Raw genomic sequence first — 22,105 nt, 5'->3', positions numbered from 1 at the left:
CAGGCCCGCAGTAGGCTGTCGATGTGGCAGGCTCGACCCGCACGCAGGGGGCGTGAAGGTGTGAGCGCAGGGCGCAAGGGCTGGGAGTGGTTGTGAAATTCGATACGAGAACCCTGACGGGACCGGCGCGACGGTTGATGGCGACCGCGCAGAACGGTCTCGAGGTCATCCGTTTCGGCGGCCTCGCCCACGATGTGGAGTCCTCGCCCTTCGAGGTCACCGAGCGCAAGCGGATGTACCGGCTGCGCCACTACTTCCCGGACGACCCGGCCGCCGACCGGCCCGTCGCGCTGCTGGTGCCGCCGCTGATGGTCAATGCCGACATCTACGACGTCAACGCCGAGGGCGGCGCTGTCGGTATCCTGCATCGCGCCGGAATCGATTGCTGGGTACTGGATTTCGGCTCGCCCGCCACGGAGGAAGGTGGCTGGCAGCGCGATCTCGCCGACCACGTCCTCGCCCTGTCGAGCGCGATCGACACGGTCAACGAACTGACCGGCCGCGGCGTGCATCTGATGGGGTACTCGCAGGGCGGCATGTTCGCCTACCAGGCCACCGCCTTCCGCTACGGCAAGGGCGTGCAGAGCATCGTCACCTTCGGCAGCCCGGTCGACATCGTCGCGGGACTGCCGTTCGGACTGCCCTACGGGCTGGTGTCGGAGGTGGCCGATTTCGTCGCCGACCACGTCCTCACCCGGTTGCCGATCACCGATGCGATGGTGCGTGTCGGTTTCCAGTTGCTCGACCCGGTGAAGACGGCGAAGGCCCGTATCGACTTCCTGCGCCAGCTGCACGACCGAGAAGCGTTGCTGCCCAAGGAACGTCAGCGCCGCTTTCTCGAACACGACGGCTGGGTGGGCTATTCCGGACCGGCGGCGGCCGATCTGCTCAAGCAGTTCGTCGCGCACAACCGAATGATGTCCGGTGGCTTCGTCATTCGCGATCAGCCGATCTCGCTGGCCGAAGTCAAATGCCCCATCCTCGCCTTCGTCGGCGAGGTCGACGATATCGGCCAGCCGGCCGCGGTGCGCGGCATCGTGCGCGCGGCGCCCAATGCCGAGGTCTACGAGGCCACGCTGGTGGCCGGGCATTTCGGCCTCGTGGCGGGCAGTACCGCCACCAACCAGACCTGGCCGCTGGTGCGCGACTGGGTGAACTGGCTGGGCGGGAACGCAGACCTGCCCGAACAGATCGCGCCCATGCACGAGCACGTCGCCGCCGACCGCCAGACCACCGCGGCCACCCGGGTCGTGCACACCGCGGCCACGCTGGCCGAGGCCGGCGCCGGAATCGGCGCGGCGTTCGGCAGCCTGGCCGGAAACGCGCTGCGCGGATCCAAGGAGCTCACGGGGGAGGCCGCCCGTGCGCTGCCCCGGCTGACCCGGCTCGGCATGATCCAGCCGCACACCCGGATCTCGCTGGGCCGCCTGCTCGCCGAACAACAGCGCAACGCGCCGATGCGCGAGCTGTTCCTCTTCGACGACCGGGTGCACACCCACGCCGCGGTCGGCGCCCGCATCGACAACGTGGTGCGCGGGCTGATCTCGGCGGGCGTACGCCCCGGCACCCGCGTCGGAGTGCTGATGGAAACCCGCCCGAGCGCGCTGGCCTCGGTCGCGGCACTCTCGCGGATCGGGGCGGTCGCGGTGCTACTGGCGCCCGGTGGCGAGACCGCGCGGGCGGTCGAATCGACCGGGACCACGGTGATCGTGGCCGATCCGGAGAACCTGCGGGCCGCGGCCGCCGCCGGAACCCGGGTCCTGGTGCTCGGCGGCGGCAATGCCCGCACACTCGACATCCCGGACGGCGCGGACGTCGTCGACCTGGAGCAGGTCGACCCGGCGGCGGTGGACCTGCCGGGCTGGTTCCGGCCCGATCCCGGATTGGCGCGCGAGCTGGCGTTCATCCTGGTCACCGGTACCGGCGACAAACTCGACCTGAAGTACATCACCAACCACCGGTGGGCGCTGTCGGCCTTCGGCACCGCGACGGCGGCCGACCTGGACCGCCGGGATACGGTGTATTGCCTTGCGCCGCTGCATCATTCGTCGGGCCTGCTGGTGAGTCTGGGCGGTGCGGTGGCCGGGGGCAGCCGGATCGCGCTGGCCCGCTCGCTGGATCCGCCCAGCTTCGCCGCCGAGGTGCACCGCTACGGCGTCACCGTGGTCACCTACACCTGGACCATGCTGCGCGACATCCTCGATGTGGAGACCTTCCCCGCCGGCCATTCGCATCCGATCCGGCTGTTCATCGGCTCCGGCATGCCGGCCGGCCTGTGGCGGCGCACCACGGAGCGGTTCGCGCCCGCGCGGGTGCTGGAGTTCTACGCCTCCATCGAGGGTGACGTCGTGCTCGCCAATGTGGCGGGCGTGAAGATCGGCTGCAAGGGCCGGCCGGTGCCGGGCACGGCGAAGGTGGAACTGATCTCCTACGATCCGATCGCCGAACAGATCGTCACCGACCCCCGGGGCTTCGCGCGCCGTGCCGCCGACAACGAGGTGGGCCTGCTGATCGGGCGGGCCGCCGACACCGTCGACATCTCCCGCGGCGGCCTGCGCGGGGTCTTCACCGCCGGTGATGCCTGGATGCCGACGGAAAATCTGTTCCGCCGCGACAGCGACGGCGACTACTGGCTGATGGACCGCCGCGACACCGTCATCGCGACCGCCCGCGGGCCGGTCTACTCCCAGCCGATCGTGGACGCGCTCAACGACATCACGGCCGTCGATATGGAGGTCGCCTTCGGCCGCCGCACCCCGAGCACCACGCTCGCGGTCGCCGTGGTGAGCGTGCGCGCGGGCCACCGCCTCGAACCCGCCGACGTCACCGAGGGCCTGCGCTCCCTCGACCCCGCCCAGCGTCCCGACATCGTGCAGGTGGTCGACGAAATCCCGCGCAGCTCGAGCTTCCGTCCCGCCACCCATGCGGTGCGATCGGCCCTTCGCCTGGAACCGGACGAGAACACCTGGTACTACAACCGGGAATCGGAGAGCTACGAAGTGCTCACCCCGGAGGTCGCGGCCGCACTGCTGGGATAGGTGACCACGAGGTCTCCCGCTCACACCGTGAACGCGGTGACCGTCTCGATGACGCGCGCGACCTGCTGATCGCTCAGATCCGGCCACAGCGGCAGGCGCAGCAGAGTCGCCGAGAATTCGTCGGTGCGCGGGCAGGGAACCGTGGTGCGGCCGAGTTTCTGCCCGGCCGGGCTCGAATGCAGCGGCACGTAGTGGAACGGGGCCGAAATGCCTTGTTCGCGAAGGTATCCGATCAACGCGTCGCGGGTGTCCTCGGTGGGGGTGCGCAGGTAGTACAGATGCGCGGTGTGCTCGCGATCGTCCGGTACCTGCATCAACCGCACGTCGTTGCGCGCTGCCCACTGCGGCAGTGCGGCGGCGTAGGCGTTCCACACCCGCATCCGCCCGGCCTGGATCCGGTCGAATTCGGCCAGCTGCGCATCGAGCACCGCGGCATTCAACTCACTGGGAAGATAACTCGATCCGATGTCCTGCCAGGAGTACTTGTCGACCGCCCCGCGCAGGAACCGGGCCCGGTCGGTGCCCTTCTCGCGGATGATCTCGGCGCGCCCCATCAGGATCTCGTCGGTGAGCAGGATGGCCCCGCCCTCACCGCAGTGCACGTTCTTGGTGTCGTGGAAGCTGAGCGCGCCCACGGTGCCGATCGTGCCCAGCGGCCGTCCGCGCCACCGGCCGCCGAGGCCGTGCGCGGTGTCCTCGACGATGGCCAGGCCGTGCGCCTCGGAAATCTCGAGCAGCCGGTCCATATCGGCGCCCACTCCGCCGTAGTGGATGACCACGATCGCCTTGGTGTGTTCGGTGACCGCCGCGGCCACCGACTCCGGATCGAGGTTGCCGCGCTCGTCGATATCGGCGAAGACGCAGGTGGCCCCGCGCATCGCGACCGCCGTGGCGGTGGAGGTGAAGGCGAAACTGGGCACGATCACCTCGTCGTCGGGCCCCAGTTCGAGCAGCAGCCCGGCCATCTCCAGCGCATGGGTGCACGAGGTGGTCAGCAGGGTGTGCGGGGCGCCGGTGATGGCGCGTAATTTCGCCGTCGCCGCCGCGGTGAACGGCCCGTCGCCGTGACTATGGTCGGAGGCCAGGACGGCGGCCAGATTCGTCAGCTCGGCCTGGGCGCGGTAGGGACGGCTGAAGAGGATGCGGTCAGTGCTCACCCGGATTGTGTCCCCCGATTGCTGCGGCCGTGGTCGGAACCCGCGCCTCGGCATGCGGACGCGGTGTCGGGGAATCTACCGTCAGATACAGCGGTTTGCCCACCAGCACGTGCAACGCCACACCCAGATACTCCGCGATCAGGCCGAGCGAGAACAGGATCGCGCCCGAGACCAGCAGCAGCACCACAATGATCGAGGCCCAGCCCTCGGGGTCGTGACCGTTGCCGAACAGGGCATTCCAGATCACCACCGCGGCCATCACCGCACCACCGGCGGCCAGGGTCACGCCCAGCAGGCTCACCAGGCGCAGGCCGCGGGTTCCGCTGCACAGCACCATCTTCCAGAACAGCGAGAACAGCCGGCGGTAGTTGTAGCCGGACTCTTCGCGGCCCTCCGCGCGCAGGACCACCGGCGCCTGCGCGGTGTTGTCCACCACCCAGGTCAGCGCCACATCCAGATACACCCCGTTGGAGGCGACCTCGGCGAGCTGACGGCCGATATCGCCGCGGATCAGCCGGTAGCTTTCGAAGCGGGTGGAATCGGGGAAGGCGAAGACCGTCGCCAGCACCACCTTGGCGCCGCGCGAGGTGAGGTTGCGCAGCACGCCGTGCGGGCGGGTGTTGGTCGGCTTCGAATAGACCAGGTCCGCGCGCTGCGCGAGCGCGGTGTCGAGGAAGGCGCCGATGAATGCCGGATCGTGTTGGCCGTCTTCGTCCATCGTGACGATCCATTCGCCGCGCGCGGCGGCCATGCCGGCGATGGTGGCCGCGTCCTGGCCGAAGTTGCGGCTCAGCCAGATCACGCGCACCTGCGGGTATTCGGCGGCGAGCCGCTGCAGCACGACGTCGGAGCGGTCGGGGCCGTGATCGTGGACCAGCACGATCTCCTCGACCGCGAAGCTGTTGCCGTCCGGCGTGCGCGCGGACTCCGCCAATCCGTGCAGTTCGGCGACCAGTCCGGCGATGGTCTGCTCGCCGCGATACACCGGGATCACCACCGAGACCGCATGCACTCGCTCGCCGCCGCCGGTGACCGGCGGGTGAACATTCGGTGTCGAAGCCTGCCCGGCGGCAGGGGGATATGCGGTTGCGGACGGAATCGGCATCAGCTGGTTCGACTTTCGATGACGGTGCGCACCGGAACTCCTCGCCTGTATCCAGAGCCCGAATCGGGGTGAACTCTAACACGCTGCTGGTCACCGGCTTCGGCTCCGCGAGAGGGGCGGCGGTTCCGGGGGCGATGCCCGCGAGCGCGCGGGCGGGTAGGGTCTGTCAATCGTGGTGGAAAGTGCAGTGTCGACGACGGCGCTCGCGGAGCCCGGGAAGGATCGGCGCGATGTCGCCGTCGAGAATGGGCGGCCCGCCGCTCCCCGGCCCGAGTCGAGCGCCGCGGGGCATCCGCGGCAGACCGTGTTCCGATGGGGAGCGGTCACCGCGATCGGGGTCATTGCCGGATATGTCGCGGTGCTGCTCGCCAACGCGCGGCATTTCTACACCGACGACACCGAATCCCAATACACCCCGCTGTGGGTGATGCTCGGCCGGCACCTGCGCGAGGGCCATCTGCCGCTGATGGTGCCCGAGCAATGGATGACCGGGAACTACACCATGGAAGAGGCGGGCCTGTTCAACCCGCCGCAACTGCTGATCGATCTGATCGCACCGTCGGTGGACAATCTCGCGCTGCTGGCGACGGTCGTCAAACTGATCTTCTCGATCATCGCCGCACTCGGCGTGTACCGGGTCTGCCTGGTCTACGGCAGTCGCGCGTCCTGGGCCGCCGTGGCGGGCATCGCCTTTCCGCTCTCGGGCTGGTTCCTGTTCTTCGACGAGGCCAGCTGGGTCACCTCGCTGACCGGCACCGCCTGGATGCTGCACGCCTGGGCCAGTGCCGTCCGCTACGCCCGCGGCCCGGCAGGGGATCGGTCGCGCTACGGCGGCACCCGCGGTTACGGGCCGATTCCGTTGTTCGTCTACCTGTATCTGGCGATTTCGGTCGAATACGTCTTTCCGGCCGTCGAGGCGGCGCTGATGCTGGTCGCCGTGGCGGTGGGAGAGCTCGTCGTCCAACGCGCCTGGCGCCCGGTGCTGCGGGTGGCGGTGGTCGCGGGCGCGGCCGGTATGGCCGGTTTGATGACGTATCTACCGAGCATGTTGTCCGCGACGGTGAGCTGGCGGGGCAACTCGCAGATCAACAACGACCGGTTCCTCACAGTGCCGTGGTCGGAATCGCTGAATGCCAGCCTGCCCTCGGCGATGCCTGCGTTCACCTCCTGGTGGGGGTATGTGCAGCCACTGCCGGTCACCTATATCGCGTGGTTCCTGATTCCGGCGCTGGCATTCGTCGACTGGAATCGCGCGCGCCGGGTGTGGCGGGAACTGATCTCGGTGGCGCTGTTCGCGATCATGTTCCTGATGTGGACGGCCGGACCGGGCACGGTCGGCCCGCTGCGCTGGCCGGCGCGGGTGCTGCCGATGGTGGCGGTCGGCCTGCTGATCCTGGTCTGCGTGCTGCTGGGCCGATTCGGCACGGTGCGGGACTGGCGCCCGCGCGCGGTGGCGGCGGCGGTGCTGATCGGATTGCTCTGGGTGCGAACGTTCTCCGCCGACCCGCACCACATCTGGTGGCATGTGCTCTCCGCGCTCGCGGTCGCGGCACTGGGCGCCGGCGTGGTGTGGCTGTGGGCGCGCCGCGGAAGTGGGGCGGCCGCGCTGGCGACTGTCGTCGCCATGCTCCCGATCGCCTACCTGCAGGTGAGTCTGGTCCAGCCGACGCCGATGGGCTGGAATCTGCCCGTGCACCGCTCCGAGGCGGAGGCAGCGTTCCCGGCATTCGACGGTGTCACCATTCAGCTCGGCGACCGCGGACTGCTGCAGCCGGCGGACAAGAGTCTGCAGGGCGCCTACGGATCGCTGGTGTTCGGCAACTTCGCCAAGGACGTGCATCGCAACTACGTCAACGGCTACACACCCAACGGGCACTACTGGTTCGGCGAAATGCTGTGCATGCGATGGGATTCCAGCGTCTGTCCGGACTCGTTCCGGCGGCTGTTCACCGCCGAGCCGATCACCGGTCGCGCCCCGGTGGACCTGATGAAACTCGACCGTGTCGTCCTGCAGCGGGCGATGTTCCCCGACCTCGGGAAGCAGCCCGCGCCGCCCGGCTGGAAGTGGGTCGGCTACCCGGGCCACGAACGCTACATCTGGGTGCTCGAGCGGGAGCAGGGTCCGGTGTCGACCACGAACGGCCGCATCTCCGACGCGCACGACGTACAGGCGAGCTCACTGTCGGAATCGGACCGCACCAGCCGGGTGCGCGTGAGCTCGGCCGACGGCGGTCGCGTGGTACTCGCGCGGCTGAACTGGCCCGGCTATCGCGCCACCCTCGACGGCCACGAACTCCCGATCCGCGAGATCGCGAAATCGATCATCGCCGTGGATATCCCGGCCGGCACCCGGGACGCCACGCTGGAGGTCTCCTGGGAGCCGCCGGGCTGGCGTATCGGTGTCGCCGGCGCGGTCGGCGGCCTGGTGCTGCTGGCGGTGATGCAGTGGCTGTACCTGCGTTCCCGCCGGCGCGCGAGCGAATCCGGCGATTCGGTGAAACAGGAAGCAGCGGAAGTGGTTTCGTGAGCGTCGGCGCGGACGGAACGGCCGCGGCGCGGGAGCCGGACATCCCGCCACCGGGTCTGCTGCTGCGACTGATTCGCCGCCAGGAGATCGCGTTCGCCGCGGTCGGGGCGGCCAACACGCTGCTGGGCATGGTGCTGACGGTGATGTGGCTGAAGGTGCTGCCCGGCGGCTGGCCGCCCGCGGTGGCGGTGGCACTGGCCTACGCGATCAGCATCGTGTTCGCCTTCTTCGCCCATCGCACCCTGGTCTTTCGAGTGCGCGGTCACCTGATCGCCGACTTCCTGCGATTCGTCGCGGTCAACTCGGGCGGGCTGATCTTGAACATGGCGGGCGTGCAGCTCGCGGTCGGGGTGTTCGACCTGCCGGAGACCCCCGCCACGGTGGTCGTGATGGGCGCGGTGGCGGTGCTCAGCTTCTTCGGGCATCGGCACATCTCGTTCCGCCGGGCGGCCCGGCCCGCGGATTCGGCGGGCGGGTAGGTTGTCGGATATGGCGGAGCAAACCCTGGACCCGACGTTGTTGAGCCTGCTGGCCTGTCCGGAGGACAAGGGGCCGTTGTCGCTGGTGCGCGACGCGGAGGGCAACAGCGTGCTCTACAACCCGCGCCTGCGTCGCGCCTACCCGGTCGACAACGGCATCCCGGTGCTGCTCGTGGACGAGGCGCGTGCGGTCGGCGACGCCGAGCACGAGTCCTTCACCGCCCAGGGCTGATTCCGGACGGCGGTAAGTCCGCCCAGCCGCGGGCGACGGGCAGATCGCCCGTCAGATAGCGCTGGATGGTCGGCCCGACCGCCGCGGCCAGTTCGTCCAGCGGCATCGACGCCACGGGTTCGACCTGCAGAATCTTGCGCGCGACCAGCAGGCCGATCATCTGCGACACGGCCAGCACCACTCGCGTGGTCCCGCTGCCCGGTGGCGAATCCACCTTCTCCCGAACATCTTTCAGCGCGACCTCCAGCAGGAAGCTGCGGGCGAGCGCGGCATCGCCGCCGGCAAGGATGCCGCGAAAGGCCGCGACCGCGTGCACGCCGACCGAGGAATCCCATGCGCCGACCACGGTCCGGACCACGGTCTCGCCGAGCCGGTCGGGTTCGGCGGCCCGGATCGGCGCGCGGATCAGCTCCGGGTCGATCGGCAGATTCAGTGCGGCGGAGAACAATTGCTGTTTGGTGCCGAAGTAGTGATGCACCAGCGCGGGATCGACCCCCGCCGCGCCCGCGATCGAGCGGATCGACGCCTTGTCGAATCCGACCTCGGCGAAACGGGTGCGTGCCGCATTCAGAATCGCCTCCCGGGTCCCCGATTCACCGGCCCGCCGCCCACTGCGGGCGCTCACACCCTCGCTCACATCGCTCATGCTGTTCGCCTGCGTAGAGTGGCGGCGCCCAAAGTCAGTGCGACAGCGGCGAATGCGGCGACGATGCCGAGATCGCGCCACATCGCGGCGGTCGCGCCCGGATGGCGGGAGACCTCCTGCAGCGCGTCGACCGCATAGCTCAGCGGCAGCACATCGCTGATGATCTCCAGCCAGCGCGGCAGCTGATCGCGCGGCACCAGCAGCCCGCAGAGGAAGAACTGCGGGCCCACCACCAGCGGCATGAACTGCACGGCCTGAAATTCGGTGCGCGCGAAGGCGCTCGCCAGCAGTCCCAGCGCCACGCCCAGCACCGCGTCGACCACGGCGATCAGCAGCACGAGCCATGCGCTGCCCGCGGCATGCAATCCGAGCAACCAGAAGGAGACCAGACACGCCAGGCCCGCCTGCGCCGCCGCGGCGACGGAGAACGCCGTGCCGTATCCGCCCAGCAGATCCAGCTTCGACAGCGGTGTGGTCATCAGCCGCTCCAGCGTGCCCGAGGTCCGCTCGCGCTGCATGGCGATCGCGGTGATCAGGAACATCACGATGAATGGCAGGATGCCCAGCATGCTGATGCCGACGCGGTCGAACAGCGACGGCGCTCCCGGCATGGTCGGCGTCTCGTGATAGACGAAATACAGCAGTGCCATGAGCAGAGTCGGCACCAGCAGCAGCATGGCGACGGTGCGCCGGTCCGCGCGCAACTGACGCAGGATGCGCGCCGAGGTCGCGGTGTAGCAGCGCAGCGGCGGGCGTGACGGCGGGGCGAATGTCGTTGTCATCGCGGCTGTCCCATCGTGATGAGGGCGAGAAATGCGTTCTCCAAACTGGTTTCGCCGGTGTCGGCGCGCAGTTGGTCGGGAGTGAGCTGGGCCAGGAGATGGCCGTCGCGCATGAGCAGTAGCTGGTCGCAATGCTCGGCCTCGTCCATGACATGACTCGACACCACGAGTGTGCGGCCCTGAGCGGCGAGCTCGCGGAACTGCTTCCACAACTCGACCCGCAGCACCGGATCCAGTCCGACCGTCGGCTCGTCGAGGACCAGCAGTTCCGGATCGGCGACCAGCGCACACGCCAACGATGCCCGGGTGCGCTGCCCGCCGGAGAGTTGATTGCCCCGATGCCGGATATGCGGGCTCAGGCCGACCTGTTCGATCGCCGCGTGCACCGCTTCGGAGTCGCGGCCGTACAGCGCGGCGAAGTAGGAGACGTTGTCCAGCACGCTGAGATCGTCGTAGATACTCGGCGCCTGGGTGACGTAGCCGACGCGCGCACGCAGTCCGCGGGCGCCGGCCTCCTCGCCGAGCACCCGCACACTGCCGGCCTCGATCAGCTGGGTGCCGACGATGCTGCGCATCAAGGTGGTCTTACCGCAGCCGGACGGCCCGAGCAGGCCGGTGATGCTGCCCGCCGGAACGGTCAGCGAAATATCGTGCAGCACTTCATGTCCCCCGCGACGCACCCGCAGGTGCTCGACGGTGATCGCCGGGGACGAATCGGGGTTCGCCACGGTCCACCTCTCACGTCACACGGCCGGCGAGGTTATTCACCGAGCGTTGAATTCATTGTGTGTTGAATTCTGCCCGGGGTCCGGTCGCGACGCAAGAGGGGATCAGTGGTGATCGCGCGGTGGCGCTGCGGCGGTCCCGCCCGGCTCGACCACGCAGCCGTCCGGACCGCAGGTCTCGCCGTCGCCGAGCACCTGCAGCGCGGGGGCCTGATCTGCCCATGCCCGCTCCAGTGCCTGCGTGAACACCTCCGGCGGCTGAGCCCCCGATACGCCGTAGGTGCGGTCGAAGACGAAGAACGGCACGCCGGTCGCACCGAGTTCGGCGGCGGTCTGTTCATCGGCGCGCACCGCCTCGGCGTAGGCCCGCGGGTCGTCGAGGGTCGCGCGCACCTCGGCCGCGTCCAGCCCGGCTCGCGAGGCCAGCTCGATCAACCGTTCCCGGTCCCCGAATACCGGCCGCTCGTCGGCGAAATTGCCCTCGTACAACGCGTCGAGCAGTTCTTCCTGCCGCCCGCGCTCCAGTGCGAAGTGCAGCAGCCGATGCATGTCGAAGCTGTTGCCGAAGTCGCGTCCCTCGGTGCGATAGGGCAGGCCGACGGCCTGCGCCTGGGCCGCGATGCCGCGTTCGTTGGCGGCTGCCTGAGCCTCGCTGATGCCGTACTTCTCGGCGATATGGGCGACCACGGGGCCGCTGTGCCCGGCCGGCAGTGTCGGATCCAGCTCGAAGGATCGATGCACGACCCGCACCTGGTCGCGGTGGTCGAAGCCGGCCAGTGCCTGCTCGAAGCGCCGCTTGCCCAGGTAGCAGAACGGGCAGTTGATATCGGTCCAGATCTCGACCTGTACGGCCATGGTCACCTCATTCGCGTCTTCCGAAAGTCCTGACATGTCAACCGGGCGGGTATCCGGCCTGTTCCCGGGGGTGTGACCGGCATCACATCGGGGCGTGTCACGAAAGTCGCGGCCGACTTGTCCCATCACCGAATCGCACAGTCGACCCGCCGCGAAAGGACAGGACCATGAGCGACACCCAGCGCAGTGATCGGAAGACCCAGCGCAGCAACCATGAGACTCGGTTCGAGCCGGACGCCGGGCGTCCGCACGAGATCGTCGTCCTCGGCGCCGGTTACACCGGAATGCTGGCGGCGATCCGGCTCGCGCGCCGCACCCGCAAGCAGGCGGTGCACATCACGCTGGTCAACCCGTCGGACCGGTTCACCGAACGGCTGCGTATGCATCAGGTCGCGGCCGGCGCCGAACTCGCCGATCACCGGATCCCGGACCTGCTGGCCGGAACCGGTGTGGCCTTCCGCCGCGCCTCCGCCACCGCGATCGATCCGGTCGCCCATCGCGTGATCTGCGACGACGGCGTCGAACTCGGCTACGACACCTTGGTCTACGCCCTCGGCAGCCGCGCCGACACCACCACCGTGCCGGGTGTGGCCGAGCATGCGTGGACCCTCGACGATCCGCGCACGGCGCATCGGATGTCGCAGCGTCTCGCCGAACTCGAGGCCGGCGGGGGAGCGGTCGCGGTCTGCGGCGGTGGTCTCACCGGCGTCGAGGCCGCCACCGAGATCGCCGAATCCCACCCCGGCCTCACCGTCACCCTGATCAGCACCGGTGAACCCGCCGCCATGCTGGGCGAGCGCCCGCGCGCCTACGTCGAGCGTGCCCTGGACCGCCTGAACATCTTGCGCCGCAGCGGAACTCGCGTCACGAAGGTGCTGCCCGACGCCGTGCGCCTGGACAGCGGCGTGATGGTGCCCGCCGGGCTGACGCTGTGGACCGCGGGAGTGCGCGTAGCCGCCCTGGCCGCCGCGGCCGGCATCACCACGGATGCGGCGGGGGCCGTCGTCACCGACCCGACTTTGCGGTCGGTCTCGCATCCGGACATCTACGCCATCGGCGATGCCGCCGCCATCACCCAGCCGTGGGGGCGGATGCACGGCACCTGCCAGAGCGGTATGCCGACCGCGGCCTACGCCGCGGACGCCATCGCGCGGCGGCTGCGCGGAAAGTCGGTGCGGCCGTTCCGGTTCGGATACTTCCATCAGCCGGTCAGCCTCGGCCGCCGCGATGCGGTCATCGGATTCACGCACGCCGACGACCGCCCCCGCCGCGCCTACCTGAAGGGCCGCGCCGCGGTGCACTACAAGGAGTTCGTGAGCAGCAGCCCGGTCCCGACATTCCGGCTGAGCCGCCGCGCCAATGTGTCGGTCACGCTGTCGCGTGGGGGACGCGCGACGCGCGCGGCCGGCCGGATCGCGGCGTGAGGGACCTGCCCCGATATTGCGGGCCCTCGAGCGATCGGGAGAGGATGAGCGCATGGACGGTGACGCCGAGGACGCCGGTGCGGTGACCGCGCGGCCCGCGGACCCACCGGCGGACCCCGGCGATGCGTTCGACACGCATCGCCGGCTGCTGTTCGCCACCGCGTATCAACTGCTCGGCAGTGTGGCCGACGCCGAGGACGTGCTGCAGGACGCCTGGCTGAAATGGCACGAGGTCGACCGGGAGCGCGTCCGCCACCCCAAGGCCTACCTGGTGCGGACGGTCACCAACCTGTCGCTGAACCGGCTCACCAGCGCCCGCGCGGTACGCGAAACCTATGTCGGCCCGTGGCTGCCCGAACCGCTGCTCAGCGAACCCGATGCCACCGAGCGCGTCGAAATCGTCGACACGGTGTCCACGGCCATGCTGGTCGTGCTGGAGACACTGGGCCCGGTCGAACGGGCGGTGTTCGTGCTGCGCGACGTCTTCGGATTCTCACCCGCCGAGATCGCCGGTTTTCTCGATCGCCCCGAGCCGACCGTCCGGCAGATCTCGCATCGCGCCCGCAATCATGTGCAGGCCCGCCGTCCCCGCTACGACACCGATCCCGTTGCGCGGCAGGAGATCACCGAGCGGTTCCTGGCGGCCGCCAACGGCGGCGACGTCAACGCGCTGATGCAGCTGCTGGCCCCCGACGTCACCCTCTGGAACGACGGCGGCGGCAAGGTCACCGCGGCCCGCCGGCCGTTGCACGGCCCCGACCACGTCGCCCGCTGGCTGCTCGGTGTGCTGGCCAAACCCATCCTGACCGGAATCCGGATGCGGGCCGCGGTGCTGAACGGCGAACTGAGCGTGGTCGGCGAGATCGGCGGATTCCCGGTCGGCGCGCTCACCTTCGACATCCTCGACGGTCGGGTGCAGAACCTGCGCTTTCAGGTGAACCCCGACAAACTCGCCGGGCTGCGCCCGCCGCAGTAGAGCCGCTACCACTGATTCGCCCGAAATGTCCTGTGCGGCTATGGGATGCGCTATTTTTGTCATCCGCCGGGACAGTTCCGGCCGAAATTAGAATGGTAGGAGTTTCACAAGTGCACAGCGTAGCGAGCCGCACCCGTCGCACCACCCTGACCGGCTGGCTGCTTGCCGCCGGTGTCGGCTTTGCCGCCGTCTTCGCCCCCACGGCGACCGCGACCGCCGCCCCGGCCTTCATCTCCTGCCCCGCAGGCGATTACGAGAACGTCGACCACGCCTGCGTCCCGCGTCCCGGCTCGGATCCCGACGGCGCGACCGCGCAGTGCGGCGACGGCACCTACAGCTACAGCCGCCACCGCAGCGGAACCTGCTCCCATCACGGCGGTGTCGAGCGCTGGCTCTGACCGAGCATGGTCCACGGCGGGCGTGGCGTCGGTCACCACGGGTGCTCGAGTAAGAATGAGAACCCGTGTCTGCCGAGGAACTCGCCGTGGAACCGCTGGCCGCCGCTCGCCGCGTACTGGGCGCGACGATGCGGTCCGGCCCGGTCGCCGTGCGCATCGTCGAGGTCGAGGCGTACGGCGGTGACCCGGCCGGACCGTGGCACGACCCGGCGGCCCACTCCGGCCGCGGGCGAACCCCGCGCAACGCCGTGATGTTCGGTCCGCCCGGCGTGCTCTACGTCTACTTCAGTTACGGCATGCACACCTGCGTGAACGTCACCAGCGGCCCCGACGGCGTCGCCAGTGCCGTGCTGCTGCGGGCCGGCGAGGTGATCGAGGGCCACGAGGTCGCGCGCTCCCGGCGCCCCGCGGCCCGCGCCGATACCGATCTGGCGCGCGGGCCCGGCAACTTCGGCAGTGCCCTGGGAATTACGCTCTCCGACTACGGCACCGCCCTGTTCGACCCCGCGGCGCCGATCAGATTGGAATTGGGCCCCGAGATCACCGACTCCGCCGCGATCGGGGTGGGCCCCCGCGTCGGCGTGAGCCTGGCCGCCGACCGCCCGTGGCGGCTGTGGTTGCGCGACTCCCCGGCGGTCTCGGCCTACCGCCGCAGTCCGCGCGCCCCGGAGGTCGGGCGGTCGGCCTGAGCGGTCAGCTCGTCAACTCGGCGCGGATCCGCCCGCGCTGCGCCGCCGCGATCGTCGCCGCCGATTCGGCCGCCGCGACCGTATCGGCGACGCCGAGCGTCCATCGAACGTCACCGCCGACCCGGAACTCGCCGTAGACCACGTATTCCGCACCCGCGCCGGCGGGCAGCCGATGGTGGGTAGCCTGCAAAGGCTCGATCGAGATGCCCTGTGCGGCAAATATTTCCGTGAGCCGACTGGCATCGGCGGCCGTGCAGGTCGTCTCGACCTCGGCCCCGGCATTCGGCGCGGTGATCACGACGTCGCCGGACTCGCCGAATCGCCAGTGGATCCGGCCTCCGGCGCAGGCGATACCGTCGCCGGTCGGGCCGTACACCTGCTGCAGCAGCTCCCACAACCACCGCGCACCCACCTCGGCGCCGGTGTCGTCGGTATGGCGTTGCACATGCCGCGCGAAGTCGATCTGCAACCGTCGCGGCAGCTCCAGTCCGTATCCGGTCTGCAGCAGATACGCGATACCGCCCTTGCCGGACTGTGAATTCACCCGGATCACCGCCTCGTAGCTGCGTCCGACATCCGCCGGGTCGATGGGCAGATACGGCACCTGCCACTCGATCTCGGATTCCGGCACCCCGGCCAGCTCGGCCCGCCGGCGATGGTCGGCGAAACCCTTCTTGATCGCATCCTGGTGCGTCCCGGAGAACGCGGTATAGACCAGATCGCCGACGTAGGGGTGTCGCTCCGGGATCGGCATCCGCGTGCAGTACTCGACGGTGCGGCGAATGCCGTCGATATCGGAGAAATCGATCATCGGGTCCACACCCTGGGCGTGCAGATTCAGGGCCAGCGTCGCGATGTCGACGTTTCCGGTGCGCTCACCGTTGCCGAAGACGCAGCCCTCCACGCGCTGGGCTCCGGCCAGCATCGCCAATTCCGCGCAGGCGATGCCGGTGCCGCGGTCGTTGTGCGGATGCACCGACAGGATCACACCGTCGCGGCGGCTCAGATTGCGATCCATGTATTCGATCTGGTCGGCGTAGACATTGGGCGTGGCCACCTCGACCGTCGCCGGCAGATTCAGCACCACCGGGCGCTGCGGGCTCGCGTCCCACAGCTGCGTCATCGCATCGCACACCTCCAGCACGAAATCCGGTTCGGTGAGCATGAAAACCTCGGGGGAGAACTGGAATCGCAGATTCGGCCGGTCGCCGGCCAGCCGCGCGATCTCGCGGCCGCCCGCGAGGATCATCTCCGCCACCTCGGCCCGGGACCGCCCGAGCACGACATCGCGCCACAGCGGCGCGGTCGCGGTGTACATGTGGATCACCACGTCGTTGGTGATCCCTTCCACGGACTCCAACGTCCGCGCGATGAGATCGGCACGGGCCGGGGTGAAGACGACCAGGGTGACGTCGGCGGGCGCGAGCTCGGCGTCGCGGATCAGGCGGACGAAGTCGAAATCGGCCTGCGAGGCACTCGGGTAGCCGACCTCGATCTCCTTGTAGCCGATCGCGACCAGCATCTCGAAGAATCGGCGCTTGCGCACCGGATCCATCGGTTCGGCGAGGGCCTGATTGCCGTCGCGCAGGTCGACCGGCACCCACAGCGGGGCGGATTCGAGGCGTTTCGAGGGCCAGTTGCGCTCGGTCAGCGGCACCGAAACATGGTGATACACATCGTGATAACGATCCGAGGGCATGGCGGAGGGGCGCTGGCGATTCCAGCGGGGAGTGTGGTCGGGCACGGGATCGGCTTTCTGCGTCGGAGGTGTCGACCGGCGCAGCCCAGCAACCCGCGGGCAGGGTGCCGGTCGTTCAGACCCCGCCGCGGCGGCCGAGGAGAAGCAGTCCCTGTCCCATGTCGGCTACCATAGCGAGTGACAACTCCTCAGACAAGTAGAGAGGTGAGCGCCGATGGCGACCGTGCAGAGGCAACCGCTGGCGGCCCAGGCCGCTCAACTCCTGCTCGACCGGATCCGTTCGGGTGAATGGCCGCTGGGACACAAACTGCCGGGCGAGACGACCCTCGCGGCCCAGCTGGGCGTGGGACGTTCCACGCTGCGCGAGGCGATCCGGGAACTGTCCGGTCAGGGCGTGCTCGAAAGCCGCCAGGGGGCAGGCGTTTTCGTCACCGCGCTGGAGGTGGCCGAAGACTGGGACGAGGTGCTGCGCCGTGCCGACATCGCCGCCGTCATCGAGGCCCGCATCGCCATCGAGGCCGAAGCCGCGGCTCTGGCGGCGCAGCGGCGCACCCCCGCCGACCTGCGGATCATGCGGAAGGCGCTGGCGGTGCGTGCCGGATCCGACGATTCGGTCGACCATCTCGTCGACGCCGATACCGCCTTTCACCGCACGGTGATCGCGGCGGCGCACAACGAGGTGCTGTTGCAGTTGTTCGACGCCTTCGTCCCGCGCGTGCACCGCGCGATGACGCAGATGCTGCGCATGCGGCCGATGGCCGATCCCGCCGCGGACCATCACGCCCACGAGGTGCTGTTCGAGGCGATTCGCGATCGGTCGGCCGAGACGGCGGCCACGGCCAGCCGGGTGCACCTGAGCGCCCTGAGATCCGCTTTCTCCTGACCGATGAATTCTTTCGGGGTGGCCCGTCTTCTGTGGTGAGCGCGCTCGAACCCACACCGAGCATCCGGAAGGACACCGAATCATGACCGCCATCACCGCCTCCGCCCCGTCCGTCGCCACTCGTCCCGGCAAGATCCGCACGCGCGTGCTGTGGACCCTGCAGATCGTGCTGGGCCTGTTCTTCGTCATCGCCTCGGGGCTGCCGAAGGTGGTCGGCCAATCCGACGCCGTCCGCATCTTCCACGACATCGGCTGGGGCGACTGGTTCCGCTATTTCACCGGCCTGGTGGAGATTTCGGGCGGTATCGGCCTGCTGGTGCCGCGCCTGTCCTGGCTCGCCGCCGCCGGACTGTCGATCACCATGGTCTGCGCGGCCGCTACCCAGGCCTTCGTCATGGACGCCCCGGCCGGCGCGATCTTCCCGCTGGTCCTGATGGCGGTCTTCGCCTGGATCGCCTACGAACGACGCCCCGCACACTGAACTCGCACCCGCCAGATGGGCCCGCTCCGGAAAACACCCGGCGCGGGCCCATCGACATGCCGGCTGAAGACTCGTCAGCCGCCTGCTCCGGCGTCACGTTCCGGTTCCGCCGCAAGGGTTTCGGTGCGCCGATGTATGCCGGGGCTGACCCCGTAACGCCGTTTGAACGCGGCACTCAGACTGAACGCCGTCCCGTAACCGACCTGCCGCGCGATCGACTCGATGGTGGCGTCGGTCCCGCGCAGCAGGTCCGCGGCTCGCGCCAGCCGCCATTCGGTGAGGTAGGCGATCGGCGGATCCCCGACGAGTTCGGTGAACCGGCGCGCGAGCGCCGCCCGGGACGCGCCGACGGTCGCCGCCAGCTCGGCGACCGTCCAATCGTGGGCGGGATTGTGCTCGAGCAGCCGCAACGCCTGGCCCACAACGGGATCGGCGTAGGCGCTGTACCACTGCGGCGCCTCCGCCCGTGCGAACCAGGTGCGCACTGCGGCGATGGTCAGCAGATCCAGCAGCCGGTCGAGCACGGATGCCTGCCCGGGGATGTCGCGGCCGGCTTCGTCGACCAGCAGGCCGAGCAGACGTTCGTCGACCTCGTGACCGTCGAGGACGGCCCGCGGCGGCAGTGCGCGCAGCAGACGGTCGCTGACCGTGCCGGCCACCTCGTAGGTTCCGGTCAGCAGCGCGGTGGTTCCGGCCGCGTTCGTCCCCCAGCTGCGAACCCCGAGATCCCATGTCTCACAGAGCAGTTCACCGTCCGGAGTGGTCGTGGTCTGCCCAGGGTGAACGATCGCCTGCGGCGGGGTCGACGGTTCGTCGGCCACCGTGTACGGATCCGGACCGCGCAGAATCGCGACCGCACCTTCCTCGAGCCGGATCGGATCGTCGCCGTCCGGTACGAGATAGGCGTATCCACGGGTCACCACCACCACCGTGAGCGGCGCCCGGTCCTGGATCCGCAGCGACCACGGCGGGTCCAGCAGCGAGCGCATCACGAACGCACCGCGAGCGCGCGGGCCGTCGAGCAGGTCGGCGAGGGCATCCATGCCACGACGATCGCGCATGGCGGCCGGTGCGGCAACCGGCTTCCCAGCACCGGCGGGACGACGGAACCCCGGGAAATCACGCACGATCACCGGCATCGCCGATCACCCGCGCGGCACACCGGCCGGCTCGCCACCGTCGGTCACCGGCCACCCGCCCTCGGCCGCGGTCCGGCGGGCATAGTCGGCGAACGATCGCGGCGCCCGCCCCAATGCCCGCTCGACACCGTCGGTGACGGCGGTGTTGCGGCCGTCGAGAACCGTGCCGAACAGATAGGTCAGCGAGTCGACCACTTCCCGAGGCAGTCCCATCTCCGACATCGCGGCGGCGTATTCGTCCAGGCTCACCGGCCGATACCCGATCGCGCGACCGGTAGCGGCGGCGATCGTGGCCACCGCCTCGGCGAAGGTCAGTGCCTGCGGCCCGGTCAGTTCGTAGATCTCACCGGTATGCCCGTCCTCGGTGAGTGCGGCGACAGCGACATCGGCGATGTCCTCGGCGTCGACGAACGGCTCGGCGACCGTATCGGCGGGCAGTGTCACCTGTCCGGTCGCGATCTCCTCGGCGAGAAAATCCTCGCTGAAGTTCTGTGCGAACCAGCTGCACCGCACCACGGTCGTGGCCAGGCCGCTGCGGAGGGCGATCTCCTCACAACGCTGCGCTTCCGGCTCGCCCCGGCCGGACAGCAGAACCAGTCGCCGCACCCCGGCCCGGCGTGCCACCGCGGTCAGTTCTCTCACCGCCTCGTCGGCGCCCGGGGCGGCAAGATCCGGCTGGTAGGTCAGGTAGACGGATCGAGCGCCGTCCAGGGCGGCCGCCCAGGTCGTCCGGTCCTCCCAGTCGAACGGGATCGCGGTCGAACGGGAGGCCGGGCGCACCTCGATGCCGCGCTCGGCCAGACGCGCCACGACCCGCCGACCGGTCTTCCCGACGCCGCCCAAGACGACGACGGGGCCCACGGCCGTGTGGTCGGGGCCGGTCTTCGGGGTGGACGTGCGGTCGGTGCCGGCGTCGGCGGAAACCGTTGTGGTGCCGAGGGTTTCGTTGTCGATCATGGTGTTCTCTGTCATGTATCGAGTACATCCGGATCCGAGGCGATCGGCCATGGCCCGGACGCTCGCACACATACGCACGCGTCCACGCTCCGCTCGCGGACTGCCCAGCCGACGATCGTCGAGCATCGGCCGGGCCCCCGACGCATCGGCGCGGTTCATTCCTGACCGAACGGCCCGCCCGGCCCGGACATCGCCGACCCAGCGCAGCCGAGCGGGCTCGGTGCGGAAAGATGGGAGGACGTGAGCGCCGACATCATCGACGAACTGACCTGGCGTGGGCTGATCGCACAGTCCACGGATCTGGACGCCCTGCGGGCCGAAACGGCGAAGGGCCCCATCACCCTGTATGCGGGTTTCGACCCCACCGCGGCGAGTCTGCACGCGGGCCATCTCGTTCCGCTGCTCACGCTCAAACGCTTCCAGCAGGCCGGACACCGCCCGATCGTCCTGGCCGGCGGCGCCACCGGTCTGATCGGTGACCCCCGCGACGTGGGGGAGCGGGTGATGAACTCGACCGATACCGTCGCCGAGTGGGCCGACCGGATCCGCGGCCAGCTGCAGCGTTTCGTCGACTTCGACGATTCGCCGACCGGCGCGATCATCGCCAACAATATGGACTGGACGGGCAACCTCAGCGCCGTCGACTTCCTCCGCGATATCGGCAAGCACTTCTCGGTGAACGTGATGCTGGCGCGGGATACCGTCAAGCGCCGCCTCGACGGCGACGGCATCTCCTACACCGAATTCAGCTACATGCTGTTGCAGGCCAACGACTTCGTACAGCTGCGCCGCGCCCACGGCTGCCGTCTGCAGGTCGGCGGCTCCGATCAGTGGGGCAACATCATCGCCGGCGTCGAACTCAACCGCCGCCTCGACAGCGAGCAGGTCCACGCCCTGACCACCCCGCTGGTCACCTCCGCCGACGGTAAGAAGTTCGGCAAGTCGACCGGCGGCGGCAGTCTGTGGCTCGATCCCGAGATGACCAGCCCGTACGCCTGGTACCAGTACTTCGTGAACACCGGCGACGCCGACGTGATCCGCTACCTGCGCTGGTTCACCTTCCTCGACCGGGAGGAACTGGCCGAACTCGAGACCGCGACCGCCGAACGTCCGCATGCCAGGGAAGCGCAGCGTCGCCTGGCCGCCGAAATGACCACGCTCGTGCACGGCGAGGCGCACACCCGCGCGGTGCAGCTGGCCAGCCAGGCGCTGTTCGGCCGCGGCGATCTGCACGATCTGGACGAAGCGACACTCGGCTCCGCGCTGGCCGAAGCCGCGGGTGAGGGCATTGTGGCGGAGGCCGGCCCCGAATCGACGATCGTCGATCTGCTGGTCGCCTCGGGACTCTCGGACAGTCGTGGCGCAGCTCGCCGGGCGGTCGCCGACGGCGGCGCCTCGGTGAACAACGTCCGCATCTCCGACCCGGAGTGGATGCCCGCCGACACCGACTACCTGCACGGACGCTGGTTGGTTTTGCGGCGCGGCAAGAAGAACTTCGCCGGCGCCCGCCGAGCCGGGAGCTGATCTGGCCATGACCTGAGTCACATCCGTGTGATTCGGGTCGGTCACCGGCCCGGAGCCGGGCCGGTGACCTGCGAAAATGCGAGCCGACGTGGCGATTTGACGTTCTGTTCTCCGCCACGTAACTTATTCCAAGTCAGAGCGACACGGACACCGACCCGGAGCCGAGAGGCCCGGGACAACGAGGTCGGACGAGGAGCGCCTGACGGCCAGTAGGACCCAGAGATCGTGAGTTGACTTCGCGAGCTTCAGTGGTTAGGCTGGAAAAGTTGCCTCTCAAGAAGGTCGGTTAACCGGCCGGACTGTTTGTGCGCCTGTTCTTTGAGAACTCAATAGTGTGTCGATGAATGTCAGTGCCAAATATTTATTTTGGTTCCGTTCATCCTCCCCCC

General features: G+C 69.2%; 20 protein-coding genes. 11 read left to right on the top strand and 9 right to left on the bottom strand.

The features are described 5' to 3' along the window. Positions 1–86: 86 nt before the first annotated feature. The gene (locus tag A5780_RS00125) at positions 87–3,038 is read left to right on the top strand and encodes an AMP-binding protein (protein ID WP_082976197.1); all 2,952 of its coding nucleotides are present in this window, start codon (positions 87–89) and stop codon (positions 3,036–3,038) included. 20 nt (positions 3,039–3,058) lie between these two features. Here A5780_RS00125 and rffA read toward each other — a convergent pair whose 3' ends face one another. Together rffA and A5780_RS00115 are read right to left on the bottom strand one after the other, a co-directional pair. Continuing rightward, on the bottom strand, positions 3,059–4,195 hold the full coding sequence (gene rffA / locus A5780_RS00120) for a dTDP-4-amino-4,6-dideoxygalactose transaminase (protein ID WP_063016114.1): 1,137 nt from the start codon (positions 4,193–4,195) through the stop codon (positions 3,059–3,061). Continuing rightward, positions 4,185–5,207, bottom strand: coding sequence for a glycosyltransferase (locus A5780_RS00115; RefSeq protein ID WP_082940487.1), 1,023 nt, complete (start codon positions 5,205–5,207; stop codon positions 4,185–4,187). The genes rffA and A5780_RS00115 overlap by 11 nt, the downstream gene beginning before the upstream one ends. 397 nt (positions 5,208–5,604) lie before the next feature. Here A5780_RS00115 and A5780_RS00110 point away from each other — a divergent pair, with 397 nt between their 5' ends. The 3 genes from A5780_RS00110 to A5780_RS00100 are packed head-to-tail and all read left to right on the top strand — an operon-like array spanning position 5,605 to position 8,538. Next, complete coding sequence (locus A5780_RS00110) at positions 5,605–7,827, top strand: hypothetical protein (protein ID WP_064907421.1); 2,223 nt, start codon at positions 5,605–5,607, stop codon at positions 7,825–7,827. Beyond that, the gene (locus tag A5780_RS00105; RefSeq protein WP_064907399.1) at positions 7,824–8,306 is read left to right on the top strand and encodes a GtrA family protein; all 483 of its coding nucleotides are present in this window, start codon (positions 7,824–7,826) and stop codon (positions 8,304–8,306) included. The genes A5780_RS00110 and A5780_RS00105 overlap by 4 nt, the downstream gene beginning before the upstream one ends. Positions 8,307–8,316: 10 nt before the next feature. Next, a complete protein-coding gene (locus A5780_RS00100) occupies positions 8,317–8,538 on the top strand; it encodes a Trm112 family protein (RefSeq protein ID WP_063016117.1) in 222 nt (73 codons plus the stop codon). Here A5780_RS00100 and A5780_RS00095 read toward each other — a convergent pair. The 4 genes from A5780_RS00095 to A5780_RS00080 form a co-directional block, all read right to left on the bottom strand. Beyond that, positions 8,522–9,184, bottom strand: a complete 663-nt coding sequence (locus tag A5780_RS00095) for a TetR/AcrR family transcriptional regulator (protein ID WP_064907398.1) — start codon at positions 9,182–9,184, stop codon at positions 8,522–8,524. The two genes, A5780_RS00100 and A5780_RS00095, sit on opposite strands and share 17 nt — an antisense overlap. Beyond that, positions 9,181–9,966 (bottom strand): ABC transporter permease, encoded by a 786-nt coding sequence (locus A5780_RS00090; RefSeq protein ID WP_063016118.1) that lies wholly within the window; start codon positions 9,964–9,966, stop codon positions 9,181–9,183. Before A5780_RS00090 ends, A5780_RS00095 begins: the two co-directional genes overlap by 4 nt. Then, positions 9,963–10,694, bottom strand: a complete 732-nt coding sequence (locus A5780_RS00085) for an ABC transporter ATP-binding protein (protein ID WP_064907397.1) — start codon at positions 10,692–10,694, stop codon at positions 9,963–9,965. The genes A5780_RS00090 and A5780_RS00085 overlap by 4 nt, the downstream gene beginning before the upstream one ends. 102 nt (positions 10,695–10,796) lie before the next feature. Next, the gene (locus A5780_RS00080; protein ID WP_064907420.1) at positions 10,797–11,546 is read right to left on the bottom strand and encodes a DsbA family oxidoreductase; all 750 of its coding nucleotides are present in this window, start codon (positions 11,544–11,546) and stop codon (positions 10,797–10,799) included. Between the two features lie 167 nt (positions 11,547–11,713). On the opposite strand from A5780_RS00080, the gene A5780_RS00075 reads away from it, so the two are divergent. The 4 genes from A5780_RS00075 to A5780_RS00060 all read left to right on the top strand — a co-directional run bounded on the left by A5780_RS00075 (position 11,714) and on the right by A5780_RS00060 (position 15,033). Next, positions 11,714–12,970 (top strand): NAD(P)/FAD-dependent oxidoreductase, encoded by a 1,257-nt coding sequence (locus A5780_RS00075; protein ID WP_064907396.1) that lies wholly within the window; start codon positions 11,714–11,716, stop codon positions 12,968–12,970. Positions 12,971–13,022: 52 nt separating this feature from the next. Then, positions 13,023–13,946: an RNA polymerase sigma factor SigJ gene (gene sigJ / locus A5780_RS00070; protein ID WP_082976196.1), complete on the top strand. Its 924-nt coding sequence runs from the start codon at positions 13,023–13,025 to the stop codon at positions 13,944–13,946. Positions 13,947–14,056: 110 nt separating this feature from the next. After that, on the top strand, positions 14,057–14,344 hold the full coding sequence (locus A5780_RS00065) for a DUF3761 domain-containing protein (protein WP_227462772.1): 288 nt from the start codon (positions 14,057–14,059) through the stop codon (positions 14,342–14,344). A gap of 65 nt (positions 14,345–14,409) precedes the next feature. Next, positions 14,410–15,033, top strand: a complete 624-nt coding sequence (locus A5780_RS00060; RefSeq protein ID WP_063016122.1) for a DNA-3-methyladenine glycosylase — start codon at positions 14,410–14,412, stop codon at positions 15,031–15,033. 4 nt (positions 15,034–15,037) lie between these two features. On the opposite strand, the gene A5780_RS00055 is transcribed toward A5780_RS00060, so the two are convergent. Continuing rightward, on the bottom strand, positions 15,038–16,732 hold the full coding sequence (locus tag A5780_RS00055) for a 2-isopropylmalate synthase (RefSeq protein ID WP_063016123.1): 1,695 nt from the start codon (positions 16,730–16,732) through the stop codon (positions 15,038–15,040). 214 nt (positions 16,733–16,946) lie between these two features. On the opposite strand from A5780_RS00055, the gene A5780_RS00050 reads away from it, so the two are divergent. Together A5780_RS00050 and A5780_RS00045 are read left to right on the top strand one after the other, a co-directional pair. Beyond that, positions 16,947–17,615 carry a FadR/GntR family transcriptional regulator gene (locus tag A5780_RS00050; RefSeq protein ID WP_064907395.1) on the top strand — a complete coding sequence of 223 codons (669 nt, stop codon included), beginning with the start codon at positions 16,947–16,949 and terminating at the stop codon, positions 17,613–17,615. 82 nt (positions 17,616–17,697) lie between these two features. After that, a complete protein-coding gene (locus A5780_RS00045) occupies positions 17,698–18,096 on the top strand; it encodes a DoxX family protein (RefSeq protein ID WP_063016125.1) in 399 nt (132 codons plus the stop codon). A 74-nt stretch (positions 18,097–18,170) separates the two neighbouring features. Here A5780_RS00045 and A5780_RS00040 read toward each other — a convergent pair whose 3' ends face one another. Together A5780_RS00040 and A5780_RS00035 are read right to left on the bottom strand one after the other, a co-directional pair. Next, on the bottom strand, positions 18,171–19,139 hold the full coding sequence (locus tag A5780_RS00040) for an AraC family transcriptional regulator (protein WP_064905857.1): 969 nt from the start codon (positions 19,137–19,139) through the stop codon (positions 18,171–18,173). Positions 19,140–19,241: 102 nt separating this feature from the next. Continuing rightward, positions 19,242–20,207: an NAD(P)H-binding protein gene (locus A5780_RS00035; RefSeq protein WP_227462771.1), complete on the bottom strand. Its 966-nt coding sequence runs from the start codon at positions 20,205–20,207 to the stop codon at positions 19,242–19,244. A 225-nt stretch (positions 20,208–20,432) separates the two neighbouring features. Between A5780_RS00035 and tyrS the strand changes: the two genes are divergently transcribed. Further along, positions 20,433–21,716, top strand: coding sequence for a tyrosine--tRNA ligase (gene tyrS / locus A5780_RS00030; RefSeq protein ID WP_063016127.1), 1,284 nt, complete (start codon positions 20,433–20,435; stop codon positions 21,714–21,716). Positions 21,717–22,105 lie beyond the last annotated feature (389 nt).

The organism is Nocardia sp. 852002-20019_SCH5090214 (assembly GCF_001665865.1).
Classification (GTDB): Bacteria; Actinomycetota; Actinomycetes; order Mycobacteriales; family Mycobacteriaceae; genus Nocardia; species Nocardia nova.
This window is presented reverse-complemented; position numbering and strand designations above follow the sequence as displayed.